Below are 18,547 nucleotides of genomic sequence, written 5' to 3' on the forward strand. Positions count from 1 at the left end.
GAGACAACGGACCCAGGACGGGCCCTAAACCTGATCATGGAATCAGAGGGCTGGAGCCAGCGAAATCTTGGTTCTGAGCTGGGATTAACCCAAGGTTGGGTGTCGAGTGTGGTTACGGGACGCCGAGACCCCGGGATCAAACGATTCGCTAGCATCGTGGGGCAAGTAGGCTGGGAAGTGGTCATACGGCCCAAAAGGAGGATTCCCGTGAAGCGTCGCGAATTTCACGAGAAGGTCATCAAGACTGCCAGTGGCGCAATCGCCGGCAAAGCCGCCGGAATGCTCGGCGTTTCTTCTGAGGCTGGCGGTCCATACGCCGAACCCGATTACGTTCTCTCGCTGGCGCAGCGGGCGGCCGACTTGCGGGACGAACTTGGCGGGGTCCCCATCGCGACAAAGGTGATTAGTCAGTCACGGAGCATTAGTGCAGCGCTTCCCAAGGGCGGGAAGGAACTTCGGGTTTCGGCTTCGGAGTTCTCGCGGCAAGCCGCTTGGACGGTTTATGATGCCGGGCGGCCTGACGTGGCGCTAAGCCTCGCCGGAGACGCTCTCAATCTCGCCACTTACGGCCCGGACACTGAGCGGCAGGCGGCGGCACACGCGCTACTGAGCGACCTGTACCTACAGGAGGGCAAGCCAGAACGCGCGGCTTACCACGCGCAGGAGGGGCTGAAGCTTCCGGATGTCAGTGAAGGAATTCGCGCCGCTCTGAAGGCATACCTTGGTTGGGCTTTTGGTCAAAGTACGTGGGCTGGATCATCCAAGTCGCGATCTCAGAAATTTATTGACCAGGCTCGTAGTCAGGAGCAGCTTTCTCCACTGGATCAGGCGTGGGTGCATGGTGTTTCGGGTCTCGTGCTCCACAAGGTAGGCGAGAACCGCGAAGCCTTCATGTCGTTCGAGGATGCAGTGCGTATTACTGAGCCACTACCAGCGGCGCAATATCAGGCCAATGATCTCGCGAACGCTGCGAGCGTTGCCCTTGCTTGCCGCGACCTTGATAGAGCCGCCGAGCTAATGGGCATGCTGGCATACGTGGCGCCACTGATCACCTCGCGGTGGGTTGATCGAAAAGTGTCTTCGGTGCTGAGTGAGTCTGCCCGATGGGTAAAAGTTCCAGATATCAACCTCGCGCGCGAGCGGTTGATGCTTGCAATGCCGAGCGTAATCGAGAAGCGCGGCCAGCGATAAAGGTTGGTGCTTCGAGGCGTCACGAGCATTCGACGGCTCCTTTCACTTCCTTATTATTCTATTTATCCGGGTACCTTTCGGCGTACCCCTTGGCGAGTCCTTCGGCGTGGCCTTCCGTGTCCCTTTCGGGGTGCGTCGAAGGCACTGCGCTGGTCCTGGTCGTCCCGAGCGTGCCGCCTACACCGGTTCGGGGATCACTGCGTTCGCGGGCCATCGGGGTAGTGTTGTTCGGCTAATTCGGCTCGGTGTGAGGTCGCTAGCCCGTAAATGGTTGCGAGATGGCAACTGTGCGGCGCGCGTTCTGGAGTGGGGGAGTCCTGCTCGCTCCGGGCCTGCACGACGCATCCATGGGCGCTAGAGAGCCTTCAGGGCCCCACTGGCGGCCTCCGGGCCGACCCTGGCGCTTCGGGGAAGCCTCGACAAGACGAACGCCCCTGACGGGCTGTCAGGGGCGTTCTGGCCGCTACGAGCGGCTCACCAGCGGTTCGGCGGCTACGCGGCAGCGCCGAACACGCTATTGATCACGTTTGCGGACTGCCGCAAGCGCGGTTTTAGCTGCTTTCGGTAATAGCGGAACAACGTTTTCACGTCGTGCCCGCACATGTCCGCGATGTCCTCTGCCCGCACTCCTGCATCGCTCATGATGGAAACGAAGGTCGTGCGAGTTTCGCGGGTAGTCCAATCTTCCGGGTTGGATATCTTTGCTTTGCGCAACACGTGGCGAAAGTCGCGGCGCGCTGCCTTTGTTCGGTACGGGCTCCCATCCTCTTGCGTAAAGACTCGCGTCTCTCTGGACACGACCATTCCTCGCGTCGCGAATTCTTTGCGCTGTCGCTTCTGGTGGGCGAGCAGCGTAGTTACCGCGATATCGGCCAGTTGCAGAGCCCGCTTCGATTCGGCTGTCTTCGTATCCCCTGAATGCCTGTCTGCGCGTACCACGCTGACGGTGCCGACTGCTCCCTCTTCGAGGTCTAGGTCATTCCACGTGAGCGCGTTCAGTTCGTCCACGCGCAAGCCAGAGGTGATGGCGAGCACTACATACGGCGCGAACCGGTGAATGAGCGCGATGGCGAATATTGCCTGAACCTGCGCAGGAGAAAGGCTCTTGCTTTCCCTGCCGGTGGGCTTGCCCTTGATCTGCGTCGCCATTCGGGACACGTTTCGCGTGACTTTATCGCGGCGCATAGCGTGGTCGATCGCTCGTGACAGCAGATTGTGTGCCTGCCGAAGCGTGCCGGTGGCCAGCGACTCGGCGACTTCGGCTAGCCAGTCTTCGACGTGCTGAACAGTCAGGTCGCCTAGTTTGATATGGCCGATCTTAACTAGGTGGTTGCGTAGATTCTTCCTGTGGTTGCGGATAGTGGACGGTGCTCGCCCTTGCCGCTCCAGTAGATCCACGAAATCAGTAGCCACCTTGATAACGGTGTCGGCCTCTTCGACTTTGATCCCGCTCTTGATTTCGTCGGCTAGTTTGGTGAGCTTTTCGCGTACCGCTTCTTTGGTGGCGGCCTTTCGCTTGGGCCGGTTTCGTTTGCCGTTGGGGTGGTGTCCCAGATCGAGTACGCCGACGTAATGGAGGAACTTTTTCGTCTCGGGATGGCGCTCGGGGTAGATACTGGCCTTGAACCCGTTGATACGCTCGGACATGGACGTCGGCTCCTCTGGCTGAAGACGGTTGTCGGTGTCCGGGGGACCGGTATTGCGAGTACCGGTCCCCACCCTTTGACGATCTCTCAATAGATCGAACGCCTGTTCGAGCGGCCATGTTCCCGGGAACCGGTGGCCATGGCTCCCGTGATGGCTCCTTGAAGATCATCTCCGGTGACACCCCCCTGCTCATCAGGGGAGACGCCAGAGTAGGGGGGTTTCGCCCCCCACGCCTCCTGCCGGTCTCGTTGGTGGTGGGTGTCCAATGGCCTAGTGGCTTGGGTGTCCTGTGTGCGGGGAGCCGTTGATCTTGCGTTCGTTGGTGTGGGCCAGTTGGAAGGCCAGCAGGAGGCTCTGCGCGGCGACGCCGCGGACGCGCTGGTTGCCGCCGTGCTCGATGCCTTCGAGGGCGTCAGCGGGGGCGGGTTAGGCGTAGGCGCATGGCTGTGTAGTCGAAGGTCACCGCGTAGGGCTTGTAGAAGTCGTGCGTGAAATTAGCGATCGCGTCGAAGCCGAACGTGGCGGAAAGGCCGGGGCCGGGCAGGCCGGGGAACACCTTCTCGGCGGCGAAGCCGAGGATGTCGCGCCCGACCGCGCGGCCGAGGCTGATGCGGTCCGGTCGGATCGGGTAGATGTTGATGCCGTTGATCGACCCGACCGGGTGCGCGCGGTCGACGGGGATGCCGAGAGACTCGGCGATCTCCACCGTCGTGTCCAGGCCGTGGCCGATGCCGCCGGTGTCGACGGTCACCACGCGGGGGGCGTCGTCGCGCAGGCTGCCCAGCGAGCATGGAAAGTGGTCCCCGGCGAGCCACAGCGGCAGGCCGTCCGACCTGCGGGCGGGTCGGCGCCGTTGCAGGGCGAGGGCACGGCGCGCGTAATCCATCGTGGCCAGGAAGTGGTAGAGGACGGTCGTGCCGAACGCGCCGGCCGCGGTGGAACCGTCCGGCAGCGTCGGCCTCTGGCCGCCCTCCGACCATTGGATCGGCAGGTTCCGGACCTCGATGTCGCCGATCCGGAAGGAGCCCAGGACGCCGAGGTAGATGATCACCGGCGTGTTACTGGCCACGCCTGAGGTGGTGGCCACCGCCCGCAGCCCCAGCTCCTTCGCGGTCTCCGGTGCGAGGTCGAGCGTCGCGTAGGTGTCGACCATGAACGTCAGCGGCCGGGAACCGTTCACCGACGCCTCGACCACGGGGACGGGGTCGATGAACCGGAACGGCACGCGAGTGCCGGCCGGTCCGGAGATCCGGTAGGGCGAGGCGTCGAGGTGGCTGAACTGCGTTGCGGACGCCTTGGTGTGCGGCGTGCCGATCTCGTTGAGCAGCGGGACCGCCCGGGCGTGCTGGTCCTGGCGGACGAAGCAGTCGGCGAGCCTGCGCATGGAGCCGGTGTCGGCCGGGTTCAGGTCGATGGCGGCGGACAGATAACGTTCGGCCATCCGGAACCGGTTGGACAGTAGCGCGATGTAGCCGAGCTGCGCGTTCGCGTGGGCGTTGCGCGGATCGGTGCGCAGCAGCCGCCGGTAGGCGCGCTCGGCCTCGGCGAACCGGCCGGACCTGAAGAGCTGGTCCGGGTCCTTGGCGAAGCCCGCCGCCGCCGCTCGGGTCGACGGAGCGTCCAGGAAGGGAACGGACGCGGCGGCCGTGACAGCGGCCGCGGTCAGACCGGCGCGGCGCAGGACCGCACGGCGGCCGAGGTCGTGGGACGGCGTTTCGGGCAGGGACATGGCAGGCTCCTCAAGGGGCGCAAGGCGTCTTTCCTCGCCGGGGGCGACGCCATTCAACCCGCGGCACCGTTGCCTCACCGTTACCAGTGTTGGCATTCCTTGCCACCAGGGCGGCGCCCCCCGGCCCCGATGTGGGCCCCCGCCCCGGAGGTTCGGTTGTTGGGCTGGTGGGGGTTGTTGCGGTGAGGATGCGGTGGGACGTCATCGCGCCGAGCGTCGGCCAGGAAGGTGTTGTCCGCGTCTGCTGATCGGGCGAGGGTGTCGGGTGGGCTGGGGCCCTGCGCGTTGCTGGGGTGGCACGGGCGGTCGGCATTTTGGGTACCTGTCGGCTATGAATGAGACACCCATGGCGTCGAGCGGTGGCGAGGCTTTCGACGCCGTTGTTATCGGTAGCGGCATTAACGCCCTCGTCGCCGCCGCGCAGCTCGCGCGCGGTGGTTGGCGGGTCGCGGTGTGCGAGCGTGAGGATCGGCCCGGCGGTGCCATCCACACCAGTCGGGAGGTCTTCCCCGGCTACACCGTGGAATTGCTGTCGAGCTGGCACCCCCTGTTCGTCGGAGGTCCCGCCTACGCCGCTCTTGGCGATGAACTGGCCCGTCGTGGCGTTGTCTACCGCAACACTTCGCGACCCACCGGCGTCGCATGCCGCGATGGGGCGGCCGTCCTGTCGACCGATCCCGAGGCACTCACCGCGACCCTGGCCTCCCTCGGCGACGCCGAGAACTGGTCGGCGATGATGACCGAGTTCGGTGGCAAGATCGATTTGGCGTTCGGCCTGCTCGGCGCCGATTTCTGGCGTCCCGGTGCGCTGCGGCTCGGCTGGCGGGCGCTGCGGCGGCTGGGCCGCCGGGGCCTGGTCGCGTCCGGCGCGGAGGTCCTTGAGCCCGCACGGCCGTGGCTGGAGCGGACGTTCTCCTCGCCCGTCACCCGCGCGATACTGGCCCCCTGGGCCCTGCACGGCGGCCTCGGTCCCGACGACGCCGGCTCGGCCTTCATCACCAAGGTCATCGCCGCGGCCGTGGTCAGTGGCGGGATGCCCGTCCCCGAAGGCGGCGGTGTCCGCCTTGTCGAGGCGCTGGCCGGGATCGTCGCCGATGCCGGCGGTGAGCTTCTCACCGGTGCCGATGTCACCCAGGTTCTCCTGGAACAAGGCCGCGCCACCGGTGTACGGCTCGCGGACGGACGCCGACTGCGCGCCCGCCGCGCCGTCCTCGCCTCCGTCACCCCCCGCGTCCTTTATGAAGAGCTTCTGAGTGGTGCTCCCGCGGATCGTGTTCGGGTGGCCCGGGCCTTCCGGCACGGCCGTGCCGCCATGCAGATCCATCTGGCCCTCGACGAACCGCCCCGATGGAGTGACCCGGCTCTGGACGACGTCGCCATCGTGCACGTCCTGGACGACCTGGACTCCCTGTCGGCATCGGTGAACGCCGCCTGGCGCGGCCTGCTGCCCGAACGGCCGACCGTCGCCGTCGGCCAGCCCGCCACCGTCGACCCCGGACGCGTCCCCGAGGGCAAGGGCCTGCTGTGGCTCCAGCTCCAGGAACTGCCCCGGCAGGTCCGCGGCGACGCGGCCGGTGTCATCGACCCCGGCGACGGGACCTGGACACCACGGGTCCGCGACGCCTACGCCGACAGGATTCTCGGCGTTCTCCGTCCCCACATCACCAACCTGGACGCCGCCGTCACCGACCGGCTGGTGCTGGGCCCTGTCGAACTGGAGGAGATGAACGTCAACCTGGTCGGCGGCGACCCCTACGGCGGCGATTGCCGGATCGACCAGTACACCCTGTGGCGGCCCCTGTCCTCGGGCACCGGCCACGCGACCGGCGTACCGGGCCTGTGGCACATCGGCGCCTCCACGCACCCCGGCCCCGGTCTCGGCGGCGGCTCGGGCTTCCTCGTCGCCGAAAGGCTCCTGCACACCCGACGCGGTCGCCGCTGATTCCTCGCCGGAGGCGATCTCGGTGAGGAGGGCCTCTTGTAGGGCTGCGGGGTGATGTACCTGGCCTGGTGGTTGTGGGACGTTGCGGTGGGACGCTGGGGCGCCGGGGTGATCGTCCGGCGAAGGTTGTTGCGAGGGGTGGGTGCGGGTTGCGCGACGGGTGGGACGGGCCGCCAGAAGTGGTGGGCAGGGGGCAGGACGCGGTGGACTCCCTCTGCCGGTGGTGGCGGCGGGCCGGGGGCGAGGATCTCGACGCGCTAAGGGAGTGCGGACGCGTGCTGGCGGAGTTGCTGCACGCGGAAGACGGCCTGGACGTCGATCTGCGTGGCGCCGTGCTGGTGGACGGACGGTTCGCGGGCTGCGCATTCGGCACGGTGGATTTCTCTGACGTGCGGTTCATCGGAGATGCGGACTTCACGGGGGCGCGCTTTGACGGGCAAGCGGTGTTCCAGCGCATCCTGTGCGAGGGGGACGCGGAGTTCGGCGAGGCGGCTTTCGCGGGGGCGGCGGTGTTCGGGCGGGCCCGGTTCCGGGGCGCGGCCGGGTTCGCGAGGGCGCGGTTCGGGGATCTGGCATGGTTCGGGCGCGGCGAGGACGGACTGGCGGAGGACGATCCCGCCTGGGAAGAGATCGAGGACGCGGTCACGCCCGCCTGGCAGGAGCCCAACGAGGACGATCCGCACTGGCCGCTGGCCGTGCTCGACTTCGACTACCAGGAGTGGATCGAGGGCGGTGACGGTGCCCGCTTCACCGGGCCGGTCACCTTCCGGGGCGCCGAGTTCGCCGCGGACGCCTGGTTCGGCAAGGCCCGGTTCGGTGACTCCGCGGACTTCACCGGCGCGGCGTTCGGCGGTCCCGTCCACCTGGTGGTCCCGACCGCCGACCTGACCGGGGCGCGCGCCGAGGCCGCCGAGCACGAGTGGCCCTTCGGCTGGCACCTCCACGATGGCGAGCTGGCCGCCACCCCAGGTCACCGTGGACTGGCCGGCCCGGACCCTTCCGCGCGCCTGGCGGCGATCGAACTGCTCGCCTCGCTCGGCGATGCCGATCCCGCGGCCCGCGCGGCGGTGGTTCGCGCACTGTGCGAGTACCTGCGCGTGCCGCTGCCCTTCGCCGTCACCGGACCCTTGACGTCACCGCAGGCCGCCGAACTGCGAGCGCGCCGTGCCGCACAGGAGACGCTCGCCTCCCGCGGCCGTCCCGGCGGCTGGCCGGCCCTGTCCCTGCACCTGTCCGGCGCGACGCTCGTCGACCTGGACCTCAGCGGCGTCTCGGTCGCCTACGGCGACTTCTGCGGCGCCCAGTTCCACGGCAGGAGCGACTTCACGGACGCGGTCTTCGAGCGCGCCGACTTCTGCCTGCCCGGCTCGGCCGACGGCCGCGCGACGTTCCACGGCCCGGCCGTCTTCGCGGGCGCCCGCCTGACCCGCCACGCCCCACCCGCCGCCCACGAACGCTCGGGCCTGGACCGCTGCCGCTTCCACGCCACCGGTCTCTGATCTCGTGCGGCTCTAGGACGTTGGGGTGGGGAGTTGGCGGGGGGGGGGGGGGGGGGGGGGGGGGGGGGGGGGGCAGGAGCGTGGTTGTGGCCAGGGCTCCGAGGGTCGCGGCGATGGCGGTGGCGAAGGCGGTCCGGTAGCCGAGGTGGGCGGCGAGCTGGCCGCCGAGCGGGCCGGCGGCGAGGATGCCGAGGTCCCAGAAGGACGTCATCGTGCCGACCGCGGCGCCGGGGCGCAGTGCCCTCGTGCGGCCCAGGGTGATCGTGGTCGTGCAGGGGTAGACGAGGCCGAGTCCCACGCCGGTGACGGCGACGCCGACGAGGGCGACGGGTTCGGACGTCGCGGTCGTGAGGACGGCCAGCCCCGCCGCCTCGACCAGCAGGACGACCCGGACGACGGCGGCGCCGCCGTGCCGGTCGACCAGGGGGCTGCCCACCGAGCGTGAGAGCAGGAACGGCACCGCGAACATCGCCAGCGCCATCTGCTGGCCGCCGATGTGGCGGTCGCCGAGGTAGAGGACGAGCAGGGCGGTCAGGGTGCCGTAGCCGTAGGCGGCGAGGCCGAGGCACAGCCCGGGCAGCCCGGCGCCGCTGGGCAGGATGTCGTGCCAGGAGCCCGGTCGTCGTTCCTGCCGCGAACGGGTGGTGGCGAGGAGAACGCTCGACACGAGGGGGAGGGCCACGACCGTCCACCAGACGGCGCCGGTGCCGCCGAGCCGGTGGACGAGGACGGCCAGCACGGGGCCCGCGGACAGGCCGCCCCACATCGACAGCCCGAACCATCCCGTCAGCCGGCCCTTCCGGTCGCCGGTGGCCCCGGCCAGGACCCAGGGCAGGGCGCCGGAGAACAGGGCCGCCTCGCCCGCGCCCATGACCAGCCGGGCGGCGAGCAGCACCGCGAGGTTCGGGGCGAGCAGGTGGCCGAGGGCGCCGGCGGCGGTGAGCGCGCCGCCCGCGATCACCACCGGGCGGGCCAGGCCGGCGTCCCCGGCGCGTCCGGCGAACGGGCGGACGAGCGCGGTGGCGGCGAAGGCGGTGCCGACGGCCAGCGCCGCCGCGGCGGTGCCCCGGCCCAGGTCGCCGGTCACGTAGCCGGGGAGTTCCTGCAACGTCGCGCCGAGCGCGAGGTAACCGCACAGGACCGCCGCCCAGAGTCGCCCCGTCGGTGTCGAGTCGTCCATGTGGCAAGACAGTACAGTTCTGTACTGTCACAGTACAAGCCGGTATCATGCGCCCATGGCCGAGACGTTGCCGGCGGGACAGGCCGCCACCCGCGCGAAGATCCTGGGCGTGGCAGCCGAACTGTTCTACGAGCGCGGCGTCCACGCCGTCGGCGTCAACGAGATCGCCGCGCGGGCGAGCGCGTCCAAGCTCAGCCTGTACCGGTACTTCCCGTCCAAGGAAGCGCTCGTGCGGGCCATGCTCGCCGACTACAGCGACCGCATCCACGCCTGGCTCGACCGCGAGACGGCGTCCGCGCCGCCCGGGCCCGAGCGGGTGCTGTCGGTCTTCGACCTGCTCATCGACTGGTTCGCGCAGCCCGCCTACCACGGGTGCGCCGTCGTCAACACCTTCACCGACACCCGCGCGGACGTCGAGGTCGCCGCGATCGCGCGCCGGCACCTCGTCCGGTACCGCACGCTGCTGGAGGACCGGCTGGACGGCCTGGGCCTCGCCGACCCGGCGACGACCGCGCGGCAACTGCTGCTGCTGATCGAGGGCGCCAGCGTCGTCACCGCCATCGACGGGGCCCCGGCCGCGGGCCAGGACGCGCGCGACGCCGCCCGCCGCCTCCTCGCCGGGGCCTGACCCCCGCCGGTTCTGACGCGTACGCGGCGGCTGATCAGGTTCGGCGGGTGATGACCATGATGTATTCGCAGGCGGCGTTCGTCCGGTTGGCGAAGCCGTGGTCCGCGTCGGCCTGAAAGAACAGGGAGTCGCCCTTGTGCAGGGTCTCGCTGATCCCGCCGATCGCGGCGGTGAGCGTGCCTTCGAGCACCACGACCTGCTTCTCCGTGCCCGGCGGGTAGGCGGGCAGCAGTCCGGTCGAGACCTGCGCGGGCAGGTGGTGGACGATCATCTCCGCTCCTCCCGCGCCCGGGGCCGCCGACACCATGTGCCGCTCGAAGCCGGTCTCCGGGTCGCGGAAGACGGGGCGATCGCTCTTGCGCATGACGACGGCCACACCGGACGCGGCGGCGGCGGGCGCGCCGATCAGGTCCGAGAGCGACGCGTCGAGCGCGTGGGCGATCCTGGACGCGACGCCGATCGTCGGGCTCTTCTCGCCGCGTTCGACCTTGGACAGCATCGCCCGGCTGACCGACGACCGGGTGGACAGCTGCTCCAGCGTCAGCCCCGCCTCCTCGCGGCGCCGCCGCACGTTGGCGCCGAACGCGCCGGCCAGGTCGTCGCCGTGCTCCGGTCCGGCCGCGGTTCCGTCTTGCTCGACCACCGTGCTCCTCGATCGATGGGTATCTCGCGGCCCACAGTGTAGAGTTTCTCCTAAAGGAGACTGAGTCTTCTATTGGAGATATCACGGAGGTTCCCATGCGGTTGGTCTCTAGCGGCCGGCACCATGCCACGTTCGAGTTCGGCGACCTACAGGTTGTCTCGTTGCGGGACGGCTACATCGACATGCCGCCGACCCGGCTCCGCGACGAGGACGGGCGCGCGCTCGCCGAGCTGCCGCCCGCCGTCCCGCTGGCCGGCGACGACCTGCGGCTGTCGGTCAACGCCTTCTACGTCACCGACGGCACGCGGTCGGTCCTCATCGACACCGGCGCGTCCGACGTCTGGCACGACCCCACGATGGGATTGATCTACGACGCGCTCGACGAGGCGGGGGTCGACCGGACGCGGGTGACCGACGTGGCCATCACCCACCGGCACGAGGACCACGTGAGCGGCCTGATCGCGCCGGACGGTTCGGAGGCGTTCACCGGCCTGGAGCGCGTGTGGATCGGCGCGGGCGACACCTCGGTCTTCACGGGACGGCTCGCACCGATCCGCGACCGGGTCGTGCCCGTGTCGGAGAGGACCGCGATCAACGAGTGGGCCACCGCGATCCCCACCCCGGGCCACACGCCCGGCCACACCGTCTACGAGATCGCGAGCGGCGCCGGTCGTCTGCTGGCCTGGGGCGACACCGTCCACGTCCCGACGCTCCAGTTCGAGCAGCCGAACGTGTCCTGGGAGCTCGACGGCGACCAGTCCCAGGCCCGCGCGGCGCGAGCGGGACTCCTCGAACAACTGACCCGGCCGCACCACTTCGTGGCGGGCGCCCACCTCGATTCGCCCGGCATCGCCCGCGTGACCCCCTCAGGCGATGGCTACGCGCTGGAGTACCTCGCGCCGCCGATCGGCTGATCGGGCCCATCGCCTGGGGACTTCGGGCGGAGGGCGCGGGTCAGGTCGTCCAGGGCGGCGGGGTCCACGGACGCCGTGCCCGTGAGGGTGCCGACGAGTGCCTGCGCGAGGACCGCCGCGACGCCGATCCGCGCGTCCTCCCCCTCGTCGCCGGTGACCTTCGCGATCAGGGCGTCGCGCACCGACTGCGAGATGTCGAGTTCGCCGAAGGAGTCGGGGAAGGACAGCGCCATCAGGCACACGCCCACGTTGGCGGACAGCACCGAGCGGGCGGCGAGTTCGGGTGCCGCGCGGAGCCGTCCGGCGGCACGGCAGCGCTCCATGGCCGCCAGCAGCAGCGCGTGCGCCTCCTTGATCCCGCGCGGCCTGGCGTCCCCGGTCGGGGTGAACATGAGCCGGTAGAGGTGGGGGTTGCGGATCGCGAACGCGACATGGCTGTCCCAGGCCGAGCGCAGGTCCGCCACCGGATCGGCGGTGGCCGGGTTCTGCCGCTTGTTCGCGAGGAAGCGTTCGAAGCCGACGTCGGCGACCGCGGTGAGCAGCCCCTGCTTGTCGCCGAACTGGCGGTAGATCTCCGGCATGCCGACCTCGGCCCGCTCGCAGATGGCACGGGTCGAGATCGCCAGCGCGTCCTTGGTGGCGAGGAGCTCAGCGGTGGCGTCCAGGATGCGCGTCCGTGCCGTGGCCATGGATCAATGATAGCGGCGCTAACGCGCCGGAACCGAGTAGAAGGGAGATCTGGGGCTGGCAGAGCAGGGGTTCGTTATCAACGCTTACATAATGTGTTAGCGTTGAAAGCACGGTCGGAGCGTCCGACCGCCTGCTCCGAGAGAGGGAGATCCGCCTCATGAAGCGTTCCGCATCCGTCCCGGCCGAGGTCGTCGGCGGCGACCGGCCGTCCGGCACCGACGCGTTCACCGTCACGCACGTCGGCGGCCCGACGACGATCCTGGAGATCGCGGGCGCCCGCATCCTGATCGACCCGACCTTCGACCGGCCGCGGACGTACCCGAGCGGCCTGGAGAAGACGCGGCCCCCGGCGTTCGGCGTCGACCGGGTCGGCGCGATCGACGCGGTGCTGCTCTCCCATGACCAGCACGACGACAACCTCGACGACTCGGGCCGTGACCTGCTCCGGAAAGTCCCCGTCGTGTTCTCCACGCCCGGTGCGCGGCGGCGCCTCGGCGACCATGTCACCGGTATGGAGAGTTGGACGTCCAGGACGCTGAAGACCTCCCGCGGCGAGATCGAGGTCACGGCGGTGCCCGCCCTGCACGGCCCCGACGGCGTGGACCGTGGCGAGGACGGCGAGGTCACCGGCTTCGTGCTCAGCGGCACGGGCGTCCCGACCACCTATGTCTCCGGCGACAACGCCTCCGTGAAGGTCGCCAAGGCGGTCGGCGACCGCGTCCGGGAGGAGTACGGCCGCATCGACACGGCCGTACTGTTCGCGGGCGCGGCCCGCACCCCGGCGATCCTCGACAACGCGCCGCTGACCCTCACCTCCGACCGGGCGGCCGAGGTCGCGACGTACCTCGACCCTCGCAAGGTGGTCGCGGTGCACACCGACAGCTGGAACATCTACTCCGAGGACATGGAGTCGCTGGTGGCGGCGTTCGAAAGGCACGGCATCGGCGCCAGGCTCGTCGACCTCCGACCGGCCGGGAAGACCCAGAGCCTGCGCTGAGACGGGGGGCGGCGGCGCGTCCAGATGCACCTGTGCGGTGCGGCCTCGCCGGTACGCGGCGCTGGCGTACTGTGCGAGGACGGGAGGACGCGCGATCGGAGGTTCGGGTGATGGCTCGGCGTTCGCGGCTTTCGCCGTGCGGCGACGTCCGGCCCGCGGACTGGGTGGTCGCGGGTGTCGGGGCGTTCGGGTCCGGGGTGGGCGGTCTGGTGCCGCATGGTTTCGAGGCGTACGCGCGCATCCTGCACCCGGCCTACGCGGCCGACGAGAGCCCGGTGACGTGGGCGCGGGTGGCCGAGTGGTCGGGCGGGATGGTGCATCCGCGGGTGCAGTTCCAGACGCTGGCCGGGCCCGTTCCGCGCACGGGTGCCGAACGGCCGTGGGTGGAGGAGCCCGATCCGGGGTCGCTGGCTCCGTATCTCCTGGCGGCGCTGTGCGACGTCCTGGCCGGGCACACCACGACGGCCGGACGCTGCTGGTTCTGCGTCTGGGACGGGTACGGACTGGCCCCGGACGAGTCGACCGCCACGTTCACAGCCGATGACGGCGAGGCGTGGGAGCCCGACATGCTCCCGCCGGAATTCCCGCCGGAGATCGCGGAGGGCCCCCGAGTGGAGTTGCCGGAACGCGCATATCTCCTACTCGAAGGCCCCCTCGACGCCGCCGGGGAACTCGCGATGCCGCTGCTCTCGCAGTCGCCCAACCTGTTCTGGCCCGACGACCGGGCGTGGTGCGTCACGTCCGAGACGGATCTGGACTCCACCTACCTCGGGGGGACCGGGGCGCTCGTCTCCGACATATTGGCGGACGAGCGGTTGGAGGCCGTTCCGGTCGAGGTGACCGACCCGGTGTGGGCGGACAGCGACGACATCAACCGGTAATCCGGGTCAGCAGTGGATGGAGACCGTCGGGGTCTTCTTCGCGACGGTCGCGACCCGCGGGGTATATCCGGGGGGTGCGTAAAGGGTGGCGACCACTTCACCGTGGTACTTACCGGTCCGGCAGACGAGTGCCGCGTTGCCCTTGGCCGTGCGCCTTCCGGTGCTGCCGAACGCCTTGATCTTGGTGCCGCGGTTGCTGAACAGGCCGACCTTGCCGCGGATCATCCGGAGCGGCTGGCTACAGGTCACACCCGTGCGGACGTTGATGGTGCCGTGCACGTGGCCGGACTTGTGCGGGATGCCGCCGTGGGCGCCGATGAACCGGACCTCGCAGTGGATGACCCTGGCGCCGCGCGCCGTGGCACCGGTCGAGAAGTCGACCTGGTACTTGGCCGGGACGGTGGGGGCGGCGGGCGTCGCCTCCGCCGTCGTCACGGTGCCGGCGACCACCAGCACGGCCGCGGACCCGACCACGGCGAGCCTTCGCTTCAGACCCGGCGCCGAGCCCCATCGTTGCTGTTCCATGTGTGCCTCCTGATGCAATTGGCGAATCGTGATTCGCGACGGGGTATGGCGAGTTTGCGTGACGGGTGAATTGCTGTCAACGACATTTCACCGCATAGCAGGCGGCCACGATCGGCCATATCGCATTGAATGCCCCCGCGTCCCTGAAACGGGTGTGCGGCATAGCGGCATTTAGTGTGAAATCAGACTCGGGAAGCGTATGGAGAGGCTGCTCTTCGGTTCGTAGTGCCGTGGTTCGGCGGGGACTCAGTGCGCGGCCACGAGTGCTGTCGCGGCGACCATGAGCAGGCAGAGCGGCGTGTACAGGACGAGGTTGAGCCGGTAGAAGGTCGAGTCCCTCTCGGCGCCGATGCCGAGGGCCCACGCGACACCGGCCAGGGCGCGCACCCCCACTCCGGCGGCGACGACGAGCGTCCCGGTCAGGGGGAGCCAGCCCGGGAGACCCGGGAGGATCACATCGGCCTGGGCCAGGACGGTGGCCCCGGCACCCGACAGGGCCAGGACGAGCGGAGCCAGGACGCGCGGGGTGAAGGGGACGTCCGCGTTCAGCAGCCCCTGGGACAGGGCCGAGACGTCGCGGGCGGGCCAGGTGCGCCCGGTCATCCAGTACACGTGCAGGAGCGCGTCGAGGACGAGGACGGCGGCCACCAGGAGGGCCGCGATTTCGTAAGTTCGCATGCTAGGGAGAGGACGCGAAGAGCCCGCACCACTCCCGTGATCCGCGTCACTCCTCCGGGGTGAAGCGCCGGACGAAGCGCCGCAGCACCACCGGGCCCAGCACACGCCGGATCACCGGCCCCAGAAAACGCGCACCCGGCACCCGAAGCGCCGCCATGTACGCGAAACGCGTGCCTTCCCCTTCGGCGACAACACCCATCCCGAACACCAGAAAACGGCTCTGCATCAGGCACCAGCCGGGACGAAGCACCATGTCGAACCGTGCTCGCAGGCCGGAGCGGCCGTGCACGGTCGCGCGCATCCGTTCGCCATCGCGTTCGGTGATGCGGAGCGAGCGGACGTCCGGGACCAGCCCGGGAAAGCCCCGCTCCGGGTCGCCCAGCACCGCCCACACGTCGTCGAAGGCGGACGGCAGGACGGCCTCCTCCAGCATGGCGCCCGGGAACGCCGCCGCGATGGCGCGGAGCCGTCGCGGATCGTCCAGGTCGTCGTTCGGCCAGGTCATCGCCCCGCCCCTTCGCCTCGCCAGTTCCGCCGGAAGCTCGCCCGGGCCCGGAACAGCCGCGACCGGACGGTCCCGGCGGGCACCCGCAGCATCCGTGCAGCCGTCCCCTCGTCCAGGCCCTCCAGGTCGCGCAGCACGAGGACGGCGCGGTGCTCGGGCGACAGCCGGTCCAGCACGTCACGGACATCGGTGGCGAGCGCCGGATCTCCGGGCGCGGGCACCTCGGCCAGCGGTGCGGGGACGGCCCGCGCCGACTGCTTCGCCACCCGTACCGCCTCCCGCACGGCGATGACCCGGACCCAGCCGAGCAGGGCGCCGGGTTCGCGCAGGTCCTTCAGGTTGCGCATGACCACGATCAGCGCCTCCTGGGCGGCGTCGGGGGCGTCCTGGAGCGCGATCGGCCCGCAGAGCCGGCGCACGTACGGGGTGAGCACGTCCAGGACCTCGTGCAATGCCATCAGATCGCCGCGCTGCGCCCGCCGCACGACCTCAGGGTCGACCCCGCTCACCGGCCCACCCTAGCGAGACCCGGCCGATTGCTAAGTGGACTATGGTCCGTTAAGCTCAGTCATATGGACCACAGTCCGTTTAATGAAGGGATCACGCCCATGAGCCGGTTGCTGCACGTCTCCGCCTCGCCGCGCGGGACGTCCTCGGAGTCGCTGTCGCTCGCCGCGACGTTCCTCGACGCCTACCGCGAGACCCACCCCGGCGACACAGTCGACCACCACGACCTCTGGGACGGCACGCTCCCGGAGTTCGGCCCCGCCGGAGCCGGAGCCAAGATGGCGGTCTTCGGGGGCGAGGACCCCTCCGGCGCGCAGGAACGCGCGTGGGCGGCGGCCCGCGCCGTCTTCGAGCGGTTCGACTCCTACGACCGCTACCTGTTCAGCGTCCCCATGTGGAACTCGGGCGTGCCGTACATCCTCAAGCAGTTCGTCGACGTGATCTCCCAGCCGGGTTGGGTTTTCGGGTTCGACCCCGAGAACGGCTACACCGGTCTCCTGAAGGAGAAGAAGGCGGCCGTCGTCTACACGAGCGCCGTCTACGGCGACGGCCGCGGACCGGCCTTCGGCGCCGACTTCCAGAGCGCGTTCTTCGAGGGCTGGCTGCGCTGGGCCGGGATCACGGACATCGCCACCGTCCAGTTCCGTCCCAACCTCGCCACCGCCGACGCCGAGACCGGACGCCGCGAAGCCCACGCCCGCGCCCGCGAGGAGGGCAAGCGCTTCTGACCACGGAACTCACGCCCTTTCGGGACGGCGACGCCGCGCCAGCAGCATGCCGCCCACGGCGAGCAGCCCGGTCAGGACGCCCAGCAGCGAGGAGTCGTGCTCCTTCCCGATGGCGATCGCCGCTCCACCCAGCCCGAGGCCGGACGCGGTGGCGCTCATGCCCCGCGACTCCTGGAGGCCGAGCGGAAGGAACGCCTCGGTGCCGAAGTAGGCCCCGCACAGCAGGGCGCGGACGGCGACCCCGGCGCCGAGGCCGCGCCGCGCGCTCAGCGTGCCCGGGGGTGCCACCCAGCGCAGCGCGGGAACCGTGACGAGAACGCCGACGGCGACCAGGGCGGCCGCGTTGGTCAGCAGCACGGAACTCCCCAGTGGACGCTTCCACCAGAGCAGCCCGGCAGGAGCGGTCTCGGTGCCACCGGCCCGTCCCAGCCCGCGCAACGGGGGCAGGCTGAGGACGGCGGCCACGGCGATGAGCAACAGGATGAGCAGGAACACCGACCGCCACGTGGTCCGCTCCGCGAGGATGCCGGTGGTGGCCGGGCCGACCAGCGACGGGAACGTCCAGACCGACGACGCCTCGCGTAGGCCATGGCCATCACCGCGCCCCTGGAGGAAGCGGCCGGCGAGGAACAGCAGCCATGTAGGCGCGGTCCCGGCCCCCCCGCCCCCGGCCGCCAGCACCAGCATGCCCCAGGTCATCGGACGCAGCGGGCCGCACCGGTCGGCGGCCTCTTCCTGGACGGCGGGGGTTCCGGTCTCGTCGGCGCCGTGGACCATGGCAGCCTTTGAGGTCGGCTACAGGGGCCTGACGAGGGAGGCGGCGGCGCGCGCCGGAACCACGAGGCCCGCCATCCGCGGCCGCTGGCGGCCGAGGCAGCACCTCGTCATGGACGCCCTGGCCACCACCATCGGCACCGCGCCCACACCCGACACCGGCTGGCCGTACTTGCAGGGGAGGGAACCCGCGAGTTATGGTTGGTTGAGTCAAACCAACTAATACGGAGGATGGGACGGGAGATGGAGGATGCCCCCGGCGCGGGAGGCGGGCCCGGTCAGCGGGAGGCGGCCGACCGCGTGGCGGCCGCGCTGGCCACGGTCGGCAACTGGATGTTCGCCCCGGCCACCCGGCGGCGGATCATGGCGTCCTCCGGGCTGGAGATGTCGTTGGGCGACTACACGCTGCTCGCCCAGGTCTCGCTGCACGGGCCGGTGCGGCTGTCGGCGCTGGCCGGGCTGATGGAGGTGGACAAGTCCACGCTGTCACCACCCGCCAAGCGCCTGGAGGGGCGCGGCTTCATCGAGCGGCGGCCCGACCCGGCGGACGCCAGGGCGCAGCTGGTGAGCGTCACGAAGGAGGGCAGGCTCGCCATCCGCGAGCTGTGGAAGGCGCGGGCGGACGCCGTCGCCGCGCTCCTGGCCGACTGGGAGTCCTCCGACGTCGAACATTTGGCGGAAGGGCTCGGCGCCTTCGCCGAGGCCATCAAAAAGAATTCGTAGAAGTCTTCTGATCGTGCGCTGACCGTCGTCGCCACGACCCGCATATCCACGTTCCCGTGCCGTCCGCGCGGCGCTCTGCCCTGCCTTCCATGGCGCTTCAGAGGTCACGTGCGTTCTGTTGTGCTGCCCGAATTCGGGCCACCGGGCCGGGAGCGCAATACAGAGA

The 18,547-nt window shown here is 70.0% G+C and carries 18 protein-coding genes and 1 pseudogene; 9 read left to right on the forward strand and 10 right to left on the reverse strand.

Features of this window, described 5'->3' with window-relative positions; translation table 11 throughout:
• The first annotated feature begins 207 nt into the window (after nucleotides 1–207).
• The gene (locus K2F47_RS36365) at nucleotides 208–1,191 is read left to right on the forward strand and encodes a tetratricopeptide repeat protein (protein ID WP_242910748.1); all 984 of its coding nucleotides are present in this window, start codon (nucleotides 208–210) and stop codon (nucleotides 1,189–1,191) included.
• A 492-nt stretch (nucleotides 1,192–1,683) separates the two neighbouring features.
• On the opposite strand, the gene K2F47_RS36370 is transcribed toward K2F47_RS36365, so the two are convergent.
• Both K2F47_RS36370 and K2F47_RS36375 read right to left on the reverse strand, forming a co-directional pair.
• Nucleotides 1,684–2,838 (reverse strand): site-specific integrase, encoded by a 1,155-nt coding sequence (locus tag K2F47_RS36370; protein ID WP_242910749.1) that lies wholly within the window; start codon nucleotides 2,836–2,838, stop codon nucleotides 1,684–1,686.
• A 412-nt stretch (nucleotides 2,839–3,250) separates the two neighbouring features.
• Complete coding sequence (locus K2F47_RS36375) at nucleotides 3,251–4,567, reverse strand: retropepsin-like aspartic protease (protein WP_242910750.1); 1,317 nt, start codon at nucleotides 4,565–4,567, stop codon at nucleotides 3,251–3,253.
• Between the two features lie 346 nt (nucleotides 4,568–4,913).
• Between K2F47_RS36375 and K2F47_RS36380 the strand changes: the two genes are divergently transcribed.
• Both K2F47_RS36380 and K2F47_RS41615 read left to right on the forward strand, forming a co-directional pair.
• A complete protein-coding gene (locus K2F47_RS36380) occupies nucleotides 4,914–6,509 on the forward strand; it encodes a phytoene desaturase family protein (protein WP_242910751.1) in 1,596 nt (531 codons plus the stop codon).
• Between the two features lie 182 nt (nucleotides 6,510–6,691).
• A complete protein-coding gene (locus K2F47_RS41615; protein ID WP_242910752.1) occupies nucleotides 6,692–8,008 on the forward strand; it encodes a pentapeptide repeat-containing protein in 1,317 nt (438 codons plus the stop codon).
• A 40-nt stretch (nucleotides 8,009–8,048) separates the two neighbouring features.
• Here K2F47_RS41615 and K2F47_RS36390 read toward each other — a convergent pair.
• Nucleotides 8,049–9,188: pseudogene (locus tag K2F47_RS36390) on the reverse strand (MFS transporter); the annotation flags it as partial.
• A gap of 55 nt (nucleotides 9,189–9,243) precedes the next feature.
• Between K2F47_RS36390 and K2F47_RS36395 the strand changes: the two are divergent.
• Nucleotides 9,244–9,816 carry a TetR/AcrR family transcriptional regulator gene (locus K2F47_RS36395; RefSeq protein WP_242910754.1) on the forward strand — a complete coding sequence of 191 codons (573 nt, stop codon included), beginning with the start codon at nucleotides 9,244–9,246 and terminating at the stop codon, nucleotides 9,814–9,816.
• A gap of 34 nt (nucleotides 9,817–9,850) precedes the next feature.
• On the opposite strand, the gene K2F47_RS36400 is transcribed toward K2F47_RS36395, so the two are convergent.
• Nucleotides 9,851–10,459 carry a helix-turn-helix domain-containing protein gene (locus tag K2F47_RS36400; RefSeq protein ID WP_242910755.1) on the reverse strand — a complete coding sequence of 203 codons (609 nt, stop codon included), beginning with the start codon at nucleotides 10,457–10,459 and terminating at the stop codon, nucleotides 9,851–9,853.
• 95 nt (nucleotides 10,460–10,554) lie between these two features.
• Here K2F47_RS36400 and K2F47_RS36405 point away from each other — a divergent pair, with 95 nt between their 5' ends.
• A complete protein-coding gene (locus tag K2F47_RS36405) occupies nucleotides 10,555–11,373 on the forward strand; it encodes an MBL fold metallo-hydrolase (RefSeq protein ID WP_242910756.1) in 819 nt (272 codons plus the stop codon).
• On the opposite strand, the gene K2F47_RS36410 is transcribed toward K2F47_RS36405, so the two are convergent.
• Entirely contained in the window at nucleotides 11,337–12,062 is a 726-nt protein-coding gene (locus tag K2F47_RS36410; RefSeq protein ID WP_242910757.1) for a TetR/AcrR family transcriptional regulator, read from the reverse strand. The two genes, K2F47_RS36405 and K2F47_RS36410, sit on opposite strands and share 37 nt — an antisense overlap.
• A 158-nt stretch (nucleotides 12,063–12,220) precedes the next feature.
• On the opposite strand from K2F47_RS36410, the gene K2F47_RS36415 reads away from it, so the two are divergent.
• Nucleotides 12,221–13,060: an MBL fold metallo-hydrolase gene (locus tag K2F47_RS36415; protein ID WP_242910758.1), complete on the forward strand. Its 840-nt coding sequence runs from the start codon at nucleotides 12,221–12,223 to the stop codon at nucleotides 13,058–13,060.
• A gap of 110 nt (nucleotides 13,061–13,170) precedes the next feature.
• Nucleotides 13,171–13,941, forward strand: a complete 771-nt coding sequence (locus K2F47_RS36420; RefSeq protein WP_242910759.1) for a hypothetical protein — start codon at nucleotides 13,171–13,173, stop codon at nucleotides 13,939–13,941.
• A 6-nt stretch (nucleotides 13,942–13,947) separates the two neighbouring features.
• On the opposite strand, the gene K2F47_RS36425 is transcribed toward K2F47_RS36420, so the two are convergent.
• From K2F47_RS36425 to K2F47_RS36440, 4 genes are all read right to left on the reverse strand, one after another.
• Nucleotides 13,948–14,466: a hypothetical protein gene (locus K2F47_RS36425; RefSeq protein ID WP_242910760.1), complete on the reverse strand. Its 519-nt coding sequence runs from the start codon at nucleotides 14,464–14,466 to the stop codon at nucleotides 13,948–13,950.
• A 246-nt stretch (nucleotides 14,467–14,712) separates the two neighbouring features.
• Complete coding sequence (locus K2F47_RS36430; protein WP_242910761.1) at nucleotides 14,713–15,144, reverse strand: DUF3995 domain-containing protein; 432 nt, start codon at nucleotides 15,142–15,144, stop codon at nucleotides 14,713–14,715.
• Between the two features lie 46 nt (nucleotides 15,145–15,190).
• The gene (locus K2F47_RS36435) at nucleotides 15,191–15,649 is read right to left on the reverse strand and encodes a hypothetical protein (protein ID WP_242910762.1); all 459 of its coding nucleotides are present in this window, start codon (nucleotides 15,647–15,649) and stop codon (nucleotides 15,191–15,193) included.
• A complete protein-coding gene (locus tag K2F47_RS36440; RefSeq protein WP_242910763.1) occupies nucleotides 15,646–16,158 on the reverse strand; it encodes an RNA polymerase sigma factor in 513 nt (170 codons plus the stop codon). Before K2F47_RS36440 ends, K2F47_RS36435 begins: the two co-directional genes overlap by 4 nt.
• Before the next feature lie 99 nt (nucleotides 16,159–16,257).
• On the opposite strand from K2F47_RS36440, the gene K2F47_RS36445 reads away from it, so the two are divergent.
• Nucleotides 16,258–16,884: an FMN-dependent NADH-azoreductase gene (locus K2F47_RS36445; RefSeq protein WP_242910764.1), complete on the forward strand. Its 627-nt coding sequence runs from the start codon at nucleotides 16,258–16,260 to the stop codon at nucleotides 16,882–16,884.
• Nucleotides 16,885–16,893: 9 nt separating this feature from the next.
• Here K2F47_RS36445 and K2F47_RS36450 read toward each other — a convergent pair whose 3' ends face one another.
• A complete protein-coding gene (locus K2F47_RS36450) occupies nucleotides 16,894–17,661 on the reverse strand; it encodes a hypothetical protein (protein WP_242910765.1) in 768 nt (255 codons plus the stop codon).
• A gap of 240 nt (nucleotides 17,662–17,901) precedes the next feature.
• On the opposite strand from K2F47_RS36450, the gene K2F47_RS36455 reads away from it, so the two are divergent.
• Entirely contained in the window at nucleotides 17,902–18,381 is a 480-nt protein-coding gene (locus tag K2F47_RS36455) for a MarR family winged helix-turn-helix transcriptional regulator (RefSeq protein ID WP_242910767.1), read from the forward strand.
• Nucleotides 18,382–18,547: the final 166 nt, after the last annotated feature.

The organism is Actinomadura terrae (assembly GCF_022751215.1).
GTDB lineage: Bacteria > Actinomycetota > Actinomycetes > Streptosporangiales > Streptosporangiaceae > Spirillospora > Spirillospora terrae.